Origin of the sequence: Rahnella perminowiae, assembly GCF_019049755.1 — a bacterium.
Lineage (GTDB): Bacteria > Pseudomonadota > Gammaproteobacteria > Enterobacterales > Enterobacteriaceae > Rahnella > Rahnella perminowiae.
The window spans coordinates 1-9,664 of record NZ_JAFMOS010000446.1 but is presented as its reverse complement, the minus strand read 5'-3'; the positions used below and the strand labels follow the sequence as shown (position 1 = coordinate 9,664).

Annotated in this window: 9 protein-coding genes; 7 read left to right on the top strand and 2 right to left on the bottom strand. The window is 48.3% G+C overall.

Annotated features, from left to right (window positions below; all coding sequences use genetic code 11):
- Nucleotides 1-1,009 (top strand): glycosyltransferase (locus J1785_RS07480; RefSeq protein WP_217219149.1); only part of this gene is annotated, 1,009 nt, incomplete at its 5' end.
- 2 nt (nt 1,010-1,011) lie between these two features.
- The gene (locus tag J1785_RS07475) at nt 1,012-1,941 is read left to right on the top strand and encodes a hypothetical protein (RefSeq protein ID WP_129992187.1); all 930 of its coding nucleotides are present in this window, start codon (nt 1,012-1,014) and stop codon (nt 1,939-1,941) included.
- Nucleotides 1,942-2,008: 67 nt separating this feature from the next.
- On the opposite strand, the gene tdh is transcribed toward J1785_RS07475, so the two are convergent.
- Nucleotides 2,009-3,031: an L-threonine 3-dehydrogenase gene (gene tdh / locus J1785_RS07470; protein WP_129955284.1), complete on the bottom strand. Its 1,023-nt coding sequence runs from the start codon at nt 3,029-3,031 to the stop codon at nt 2,009-2,011.
- Nucleotides 3,032-3,040: 9 nt separating this feature from the next.
- The gene (gene kbl / locus J1785_RS07465; RefSeq protein ID WP_129955283.1) at nt 3,041-4,237 is read right to left on the bottom strand and encodes a glycine C-acetyltransferase; all 1,197 of its coding nucleotides are present in this window, start codon (nt 4,235-4,237) and stop codon (nt 3,041-3,043) included.
- 242 nt (nt 4,238-4,479) lie between these two features.
- Between kbl and rfaD the strand changes: the two genes are divergently transcribed.
- The 5 genes from rfaD to J1785_RS07440 are packed head-to-tail and all read left to right on the top strand — an operon-like array spanning nt 4,480 to nt 9,572.
- Complete coding sequence (rfaD, locus tag J1785_RS07460) at nt 4,480-5,412, top strand: ADP-glyceromanno-heptose 6-epimerase (RefSeq protein WP_129955282.1); 933 nt, start codon at nt 4,480-4,482, stop codon at nt 5,410-5,412.
- Nucleotides 5,413-5,442: 30 nt separating this feature from the next.
- Nucleotides 5,443-6,492 carry an ADP-heptose--LPS heptosyltransferase RfaF gene (gene rfaF / locus J1785_RS07455; RefSeq protein WP_129955281.1) on the top strand — a complete coding sequence of 350 codons (1,050 nt, stop codon included), beginning with the start codon at nt 5,443-5,445 and terminating at the stop codon, nt 6,490-6,492.
- Nucleotides 6,492-7,475 (top strand): lipopolysaccharide heptosyltransferase RfaC, encoded by a 984-nt coding sequence (gene rfaC, locus J1785_RS07450; protein WP_129955280.1) that lies wholly within the window; start codon nt 6,492-6,494, stop codon nt 7,473-7,475. Before rfaF ends, rfaC begins: the two co-directional genes overlap by 1 nt.
- A 2-nt stretch (nt 7,476-7,477) precedes the next feature.
- Nucleotides 7,478-8,575 carry a glycosyltransferase family 9 protein gene (locus J1785_RS07445; protein WP_217137671.1) on the top strand — a complete coding sequence of 366 codons (1,098 nt, stop codon included), beginning with the start codon at nt 7,478-7,480 and terminating at the stop codon, nt 8,573-8,575.
- Nucleotides 8,568-9,572: a glycosyltransferase family 8 protein gene (locus J1785_RS07440; protein ID WP_217219148.1), complete on the top strand. Its 1,005-nt coding sequence runs from the start codon at nt 8,568-8,570 to the stop codon at nt 9,570-9,572. The genes J1785_RS07445 and J1785_RS07440 overlap by 8 nt, the downstream gene beginning before the upstream one ends.
- The last annotated feature ends 92 nt before the right edge of the window (nt 9,573-9,664 follow it).

The window sequence follows — 9,664 nt, the reverse complement described above, 5'->3', positions numbered from 1 at the left end:
ACAACCTGCCTGGGCAAAAATCGTCAAAGAAGTATTAAGAACGCTGTTTTTCTTTAACAGTAACTTGCGTCAGAAAGCCATTTATTCCATCGACAAAATCTGGCGTATTAACCCCAACATCCGCAAAATTCACTCCCTGCTTGAACTCGGTCAGTTTGACATTCTGTATATGAATAATCAGCCCAGCTCGAATGTTGAAGGCTATTATTCTACTGCCGGTTTACCCACAGAAATCGTACAACATTGTCGTATTGAGCCGGTGCTCAGCCGGGAAATTGTGCGTATCGTTAACCAGTTCTGCCACAGCATTATCTCTGTTTCTCAGGGTGTGCAGGAACAACTGCTCAAACGCGGTGTACGCAAGGAGTTATGTTTTACCGTTTTTAATGGCATTGATATTCATCAGCCATTGCCTGACGGCAATAAAATCCGGGAAGAATTAGCGGCAGACAACGATACGTTCATCTTTGGCAGTATCGGTTCTCTGATTAACCGCAAAGCCCATCACTTCACGTTACTGGCGCTGGACAAATTTAACCGCGCATTTCCGGAAGCTAAATGGAAAATGGTGTTTGTGGGTGAAGGCCCGAACTTACGCCGTCTCATTCAGCAAGCTTCGGCTCTGAATATGATGGATAAAGTCATATTCACAGGCTTTCAGAGCAATGCGCTGGAATACCTGTCCGCGTTTGATACCTTTATTTTGGGTTCAAAAAGTGAGGGCCTGCCACGGGTCGTGTTGGAATCGATGCTGCTAAAAACACCTGTGATTGGATCGAATGTCACCGGAACGGCCGAACTGATTAAAAATGCAGAAACCGGCATGTTATTTGAGTATGGCGATATTGAAATGCTCTTTAACCATATGAAAACACTGTATCTCAATGCCCATCTGAGAAATGAAATCGCAGAGCAGGCAAACCTGATTGTTCGCGAAAAATTTGCAATTGAAAAATATGTCTCAGGCGTTGAAACCGTTTTAAGCAGTGTGAAAAAGAAACAAGGCTGAATATGTTCAAATTTCTAAATCCAAAATATCGTCACATACTTTCGCGCCATAATTTGCCGTATACCGATACCGTCACGCCAGACAAACCCAAAAACAGTGTTACGTCAGTAGTGATCCCTTCTGCAGGGGCCGACTATATTGAAGAGGCGTGTCTGTGTGCAGAATTTGCCGATAAATTCGCGACCGCATTACAGGAAATCGTGATTGTTACCGATCAGGATGCCAGCCATTTCCGCCCGTTGCCTGAGAAAGTCCGCATCGTCACGCTTAACCCTGAGACCAAATCCGGTGATTATCGTTATAAACAAATTTATCTCAGCCGCCTGATCAAACTGATGGCACCTTTGCAGGCCAAAACTGACGGTATTTTGATGATCGATTCCGATCTGAATTTACTCAAAATGCCTGAAATTCAGTTACATGAAAATCACATTTACTCAAGTTTCCGCCAGGGAAAGATGATTGCCAAACTGGACGGTTGTGATCCTGAGATAATCCCGGCGTATTACAAAAACAGCGTGCGCCCTTATATTGTTGATCATGTCAACGGCGCTTTCTTAGCCGCCACCCGTAAAACCTGGGAGCGTTTGTGCCCGCTGTGGATTATGTTTTTCAGAGATACCTGGAACCTTCTGCCAGACAATCAGCCACCGACTGATCAGCTACCTCTGGCCGCCATGCTGGATACACTGGATATCAAAAGCGTCAATCTGGGCGACTGGATGAACTGGCCGGTATCGAAAAAAATTGGCGGTACGCCATCGGTTATCCCGAAAGAAGTGATTGGCGCTCATGGCGGCTTCCCGCTGACAGAATGGCAAAAGTATCTGGCTTCACCGGATAATGAACTGTTATTCAAAGGGCAGGATTACACCCGTAAAGTACGTTATCTGACGGATGCCGAGAAAAAAACGGCCGATCCTGCGGCGTAACAACTGCGCCATTTTCAGCAAAAAGCCCGCTATTTCAGCGGGCTTTTTTCGTTCCCGGCGTACCGGATTACCAGTTGAGTATCACTTTGCCTGAATGCCCGGAGCGCATTGCATCAAACCCTTTCTGGAATTCATCAATAGGAAAATGGTGCGTAATGAGAGGGGTAAGATCTAATCCTGACTGAATCAGGGCGGCCATTTTGTACCAGGTTTCGAACATTTCCCTTCCGTAAATGCCTTTAATAAACAGCCCTTTGAAAATCACCTGATTCCAGTCGATCGCCATCTCAGTGGAGGGAATGCCCAGCATCGCAATCCGGCCTCCGTGATTCATGGCGTTGAGCATGCTGCGAAATGCGGACGGTGCACCTGACATCTCCAGTCCGACGTCAAACCCTTCCGTCATACCCAGTTCATCCATTACATTCTGCAAGCTTTGCTGACTGACGTTCACTGCCCGCGTTACGCCCATTTTACGCGCCAGTTCCAGACGGTATTCGTTCATATCTGTAATGACAACATGGCGGGCACCGACGTGTTTACAAATCGCAGCGGCCATGATGCCAATCGGGCCGGCACCGCTGATCAGCACATCTTCACCGACCAGATCAAACGACAATGCGGTATGCACAGCATTCCCGAAGGGATCAAAAATCGCAGCCAGATCATCGGAAATATTGTCCGGGATTTTAAACGCATTAAAAGCAGGCAATACCAGATATTCCGCAAAAGCACCCGGACGGTTTACCCCGACGCCCTGTGCATTGCGGCACAAATGTGTGCGTCCTCCGCGACAATTACGGCAATGTCCGCAGGTAATATGCCCCTCACCCGACACCCGGTCGCCGATACTGAAACCTTTAACTTCCTGGCCGATACCCACCACTTCGCCGACATATTCGTGTCCGACAACCATCGGCACGGGAATCGTTTTTTGTGACCACTCATCCCAGTTGTAGATATGCACATCGGTGCCACATATGGCCGTTTTACGGATTTTGATCAGCAAATCGTTGTGCCCTAATTCAGGTACCGGCGCATCCGTCATCCAGATGCCTTCTTCTCGTTTGAGTTTTGCTAAGGCTTTCATCGACATTCCTCAGGCGATCACGCCAAGTTTTTTGCCAATACGGGTGAAGGCTTCAACGGCCTTTTCGATCTGTTCCGTGCTGTGCGCCGCTGACATTTGAGTACGAATGCGCGCCTGTCCCTGAGGCACCACCGGATAAAAGAAACCGGTGACGTAAATCCCCTCCTGCTGCAAAAGCGATGCAAATTCCTGAGCCAGACGGGCCTCGCCCAGCATCACCGGGATAATCGCGTGATCGGCACCCGCCAGCGTGAAACCAGCGGCGGTCATTTTTTCACGGAACAGTCTGGCGTTGCTGAGCAAACGTTCACGAAGGTCGTTGCCTTCTTCGAGCATGGAAAGCACTTTAAGCGAGGCGGAGACAATCGACGGTGCCAGAGAATTAGAAAAGAGGTAAGGCCGCGAACGCTGGCGCAGCCAGTCGATCACTTCCTGACGCGCTGCGGTATAGCCGCCGGAAGCACCGCCCAGCGCTTTGCCGAGCGTGCCGGTGATAATATCCACACGCCCCATCACATCACAATATTCGTGCGTTCCCCGCCCTTCGGCTCCGACAAAACCAACCGCATGAGAATCATCGACCATTACCAGCGCGTCAAATCGTTCAGCCAGGTCGCACACGCCTTTCAGATTAGCAATCACACCATCCATCGAAAATACACCGTCGGTTGCCACCAGAATATGGCGGGCACCGTCGTCTTTTGCCTGCTGCAAACGGGTTTCCAGTTCAGCCATATTGTTGTTGGCATACCGGTAACGCCTGGCTTTGCATAACCGGACGCCGTCGATTATTGAGGCGTGATTCAGCGCATCCGAAATGATGGCGTCTTCTTCACCCAGTAATGTTTCGAATAACCCGCCGTTGGCATCAAAACAGGAGGAATAGAGGATGGCATCATCCATACCGAGAAAATCAGCCAGACGGTGTTCGAGCTCTTTGTGCGTATCTTGTGTACCACAGATAAAGCGGACCGAAGCCATGCCGAAACCGTGGCTGTCGAGACCAGCTTTTGCCGCGTCGATTAATGCAGGATGATTGGCCAGGCCAAGGTAGTTGTTAGCGCAAAAATTGATGACCGGATGGCCGCCAGCAACGGCGACTTCTGCCTGCTGGGGCGTGGTGAGAATGCGTTCTTCTTTAAACAGCCCTTCAACCCGAGCCTGATCCAGCTGATCTTCCAGCTGCCGATAAAACGAAACAGACATACAGTATTCTCCTGAAATGACTCATTCACGGAATACCTTACTAATCTGCATATGAAATAACGATGAAAGTGCTCACAATATCTTTGTTTTGCAGCATAGTTCACGCCTTACGCCCTGAAACATAAGAATCCCTGTTATAGGACACCTTCCCAATGTGAGCTTCATAATGAAGTGTTATGATATTACCCATTATACAGGCTGTGCATGGTGCGCAGTTCTTCAAATGATTAAAGGTGAATCCCATGATAATCGTCACTGGCGGCGCTGGTTTTATCGGCAGCAATATTATTAAATCGCTCAATGATATGGGATACCGCGATATTCTGGTGGTGGATAATCTGAAAGACGGCACCAAGTTCGTCAATCTGGTTGATCTGGATATTGCGGATTATTGCGACAAAGAAGATTTCATCGCCAGCATCGTCGCCGGCGACGATCTGGGTGATATCGACGCCATTTTCCATGAAGGCGCGTGCTCTTCCACGACCGAGTGGGACGGCAAATACATGATGGATAACAACTATCAGTACTCCAAAGATGTTCTGCATTATTGTCTGGATCGCAGTATTCCCTTCCTGTATGCCTCTTCCGCAGCAACCTATGGTAGTCAGAGCACCAGCTTTGTAGAAGATCGCCAATATGAGCAGCCGCTGAACGTCTACGGTTACTCTAAGTTCCTGTTTGACCAGTATGTACGCGAAATTCTGCCGCACGCTGAATCTCAAATCTGTGGTTTCCGCTATTTCAACGTTTACGGACCGCGTGAAGGCCATAAAGGCAGCATGGCGAGCGTAGCATTCCATCTGAATAATCAGATCAAAGCCGGGGAAAACCCAAAACTGTTCTCTGGCAGCGAAGGCTTCAAGCGCGATTTCATCTATGTAGGTGATGTGGCAGCCGTGAACCTGTGGTTCTGGCAAAACGGGGTTTCAGGCATTTTCAACTGCGGTACCGGCCGTTCGGAATCCTTCCAGGCTGTAGCAGACGCCGTTGTGGCGTACCACAATTCTGGCGATATCGAATACATTCCTTTCCCGGAAAAACTCAAGGGCCGCTACCAGTCTTTCACGCAGGCCGATATGACTGCCCTGCGTAACGCCGGTTATGACAAGCCCTTCAAAACAGTGGCTGAAGGTGTGACGGAATACATGAGCTGGCTTAACCGCACAGTTTAAGCCCTGCACCTTGAGGAATGGATTAACGGTATGAAAATACTGGTAATTGGGCCGTCATGGGTCGGTGACATGATGATGTCACAAAGTCTTTATCGCACCCTGAAAGCTGCGCACCCCGACGCTCAGATTGACGTGATGGCACCTGCATGGTGCCGTCCTTTACTTGATCGCATGCCGGAAGTGCATCAGGCGCTGGCAATGCCGCTGGGCCATGGAGCGCTGGAATTGGGCGAACGTCGTCGTCTGGGTATTTCACTGCGCAATGAGAAATATCAGCGCGCATACGTTCTGCCTAACTCGTTTAAATCGGCGCTGATACCTTTCTTTGCCCGTATTCCTCAGCGCACCGGCTGGCGTGGCGAAATGCGTTATGGCCTGCTCAATGATTTGCGGGTACTGGATAAACCCGCATTCCCACTGATGGTTCAGCGTTATGCCGCACTGGGCTATGATGCCCGGCAAATCAAAACTGCCGCTGATCTTCCGCAACCTGTTCTGTGGCCGAAATTAGCGGTCAGCAACGCAGAAGTCACTGCGGTTAAAACCGCCTTTTCTGTGGATAATACCCGCCCGCTGATAGGTTTCTGCCCTGGCGCGGAATTTGGCCCGGCAAAACGCTGGCCTCATTATCACTACGCGGTGCTGGCTGAAAAGCTGATCAGCGAAGGCTATCAGGTGGTGCTGTTTGGTTCCGCAAAAGATAACGCTGCAGGTGAACAAATCCGCCTGGCGCTGACAGAAAACGCACAGCCTTTCTGCCTCAATCTGGCGGGGAAAACCTCCCTGGATCAGGCGGTCGTGATGATTGCCGCCTGTCATGCGGTGGTCAGTAATGATTCAGGTCTTATGCATGTTGCCGCTGCTCTGGATAAACCGCTGGTGGCACTTTACGGGCCCAGCAGCCCGGACTTTACGCCACCACTCAGTCATCAGGCAAAAGTTATACGTCTTATCACCGGCTACCATAAAGTCCGTAAAGGCGATGCGGAAGAAGGCTATCACCAAAGTTTAATTGATATACAACCCGGGCAGGTTTACCAGGAACTCACCCAGTTGCTGAACGCAAGGAAGGAGCTTTAATGCGGGTTCTCATCGTCAAAACCTCGTCCATGGGCGACGTTCTGCATACTCTTCCGGCGTTAACGGATGCGATGCAGGCCATTCCTGGGATCCGCTTTGACTGGGTTGTGGAAGAAGGCTTTACCCAGATCCCTGGCTGGCATCCTGCCGTTGATCGCGTGATACCTGTCGCCATCCGCCGCTGGCGGAAAAACTGGTTCGGTTCTGAAACCCGGCATCAACGCTGCGATTTCAAACGCGAAGTTCAGTCTCAAACCTATGATGTCATCATCGATGCTCAGGGTCTGATGAAAAGTGCAGCACTGATCACCCGCGTCGCCAAAGGCGAAAAACACGGGCAAGATTGTAAAAGTGCCCGCGAGCCATTCGCCAGCTGGTTCTACAATCAACGCCATGAAATCGATAAAAAGCAGCATGCGGTAGAGCGTACCCGGGAGTTATTTGCGAAAAGCCTGGGTTATGAAAAGCCATCAGGCCAGGGGGATTACGCTATTGCGGCACGTTTCCTCTCCCATCTTCCTGCTGATACGCAGCCGTATCTGGTGTTTCTTCATGCCACCACCCGCGCAGATAAGCACTGGCCGGAAGAGCACTGGCGTGCGCTGATCAGCATGTTCGACGGGCAAAATATTTGCATCAAACTTCCATGGGGGGCAGACCATGAATATCAACGCGCATTGCGCCTGGCGGAAGGTTTTCCTTATGTCGAGGTGCTGCCTAAACTGAGCCTGGAAAAAGTTGCTGAGGTTTTAGCGGGGGCGAAAGCGGTCATTTCTGTTGATACCGGGCTGAGCCATCTGACCGCCGCGCTGGATCGTCCCAATATCACACTTTACGGACCGACCGATCCCGGCTTGATTGGCGGGTATGGAAAGAATCAGTTTATCCTCAAAGCCGATGACAACGCATTGAAAAACTTATCTGCAAAAAGTGTCTTTGAACGTCTGAGTGATCTGCTGGCGGCGAAAGAGGAAATGAACTGACCATGAGCTACGTGATTATTTTCATTTTGCTGTGGCCGTTCAAAATGCTGATGAAGCCTTTTCATCAGGGAAAGGGACGAAATCTGGTCATACAAACCGCCAAAATTGGTGACTTCGTCAATATTACGCCTTTACTAAAACACTTAAAAAAATCAGATGTTTTGCTCAGTAAAACGGTTATGCCTTTGGCTTCACATGATGCGACGATTGATTCTATTTATCTCATTGAAGATTATAAAAAATCTTTAGTCAGTAAAATTGGTCTCGCCTTTCACCTGCTTAACCGCTACGACAATGTTTATCTGCTACAACCTAACAGCGTTAATGCTTTCTATGCCGCCTTCTGTAACGCCAGGCATAAAGCTTTTCTGATTGCTTATACCCGCAAGTGGTATCACGGGATTTTTTATCAGACGGCAGACGTTGTTCGTTTACACCAGAAAACTAATTTCACGCTGGAAAGTTACCTGAAGCTGGCAGATCCCAGCCTCAGCGCAGACAGTTATACTAAACATGCCACCCTTCCTTTGTGGGTGCCTGAAAAAATCTTGCCGGAGCTGGCTGAAAACAAGCAGATCAAAATAGGTATCAGCATTTCGGCAGGCAATAAAGCGAAAACAATTCCAACGGCAGTGTGGATTAAAATCCTTAACGCCCTGAAGGATATTCCTTGTCAGTTTTATATTTTTGGCCCGGAGAATGAGCAGAAATACCTTGACCAGTTGCTGGGGAAACTCAGTCACCGCGAAAATATCACTAGCCTGATCGGTAAGCTAAAATTGCATGAAGTCCCTCATGCCATTTCTCGGATGGATATGTATATCGCCTCAGACTCCGGCAATGTATATATCGCTGATGCCATGAAGATACCGGTGGTCTGTTTAGCGGGGCCTTGTGACTTAGCCGAACAACATCCGACCTATGCGCCGCTCATCCTGACACCAGAAGATAAGCAACTCGCGCCTGAATCGTTCATTTTCTCAGCACCTTATCAATTCAGGCACAGCGCTGAAGAACTCTTTTCCCTCAGTGATGCACAACTGGAGAAAATACGTTCATTTGTTATAAGCAAAACAAGTCAGGTACAAAACTATGTCTGACCATGAATACCTGAGCTATCTCGAGCATAAAGAAGAGCTCGTAAACCATTTAGAGGATTCAGCCTTCCCTGTGGTTCATATCGCATTCGGAATAAATAATGCGTATGCCCGTGGTATGGGGATCACTGTCTTTTCTGTTCTGAAAAACAATCCTGACTTAGCTTTTCATATTCATATATTTGGCAGTGCGCTCGATGACAAATCAAAAGACCGGCTGCTCGAGCTGGCAGTAAACCAACCGCTGGCCATAACCTGTTACGTATTCAAAGAGTCTGCGTTCACGGATTTGCCGCTGATGGGCCGCTATCCGCAGGCTATTTATTACCGTTTGTTTACTCCTTATATCCTTTCTGATGTCACCTCAAAATTACTCTATCTTGACGCGGACACATTATGTTTAGGCAGTTATAAGGAGCTGAACGAGATGGATATCAGCGCCTGTACACTGGCGGCTGTCAATGATACGCGGCGGGCCAGAAATAAACTTTGTTCACAGTTAAGCCTGACAAAGGGTAACTACTTTAACTCAGGATTTTTATACATCAACATCCCTCAGTGGATCGAAAAAAATACCACTGAGCGGATCATCCAGGCGCTTTCCTGTCAGGGAAATGAATTTAAATTCCCTGATCAGGATGCACTTAATATTGTCCTTGAACATGAAGTTTTACTACTTCCCAAAAAGTACAATTTCGTGTGTGATATTATTTTAAATAAAGTAGGGAACAAAGTTGATATTCCTAAAGATACCATCCTGATTCATTACACAGGTAAATGTAAACCCTGGCATCTTTGGGGAATGGGAGAACTGGCTGATATTTATGATCACTATTATGCTCAATCTCCATGGCAAGCAGTTCCACATGATGTGCCTGTTTCCTACAAAGAAATGAAACGTTATGCGCAAGCGCTCTGGTATAAGGGTCGCTACCTGACCAGTTTGTGCTGGATGTCCAAGTATATGAACAAGAAGATTTTCAGGAAAAGTCCTTTATGATCAACGTGCTAATTGATAATATAAAGAAATCGTCTCTGGACGATAAACTGGCATCAGTATTTTTTTTATTTATTACTATCTCTATTTCTTTC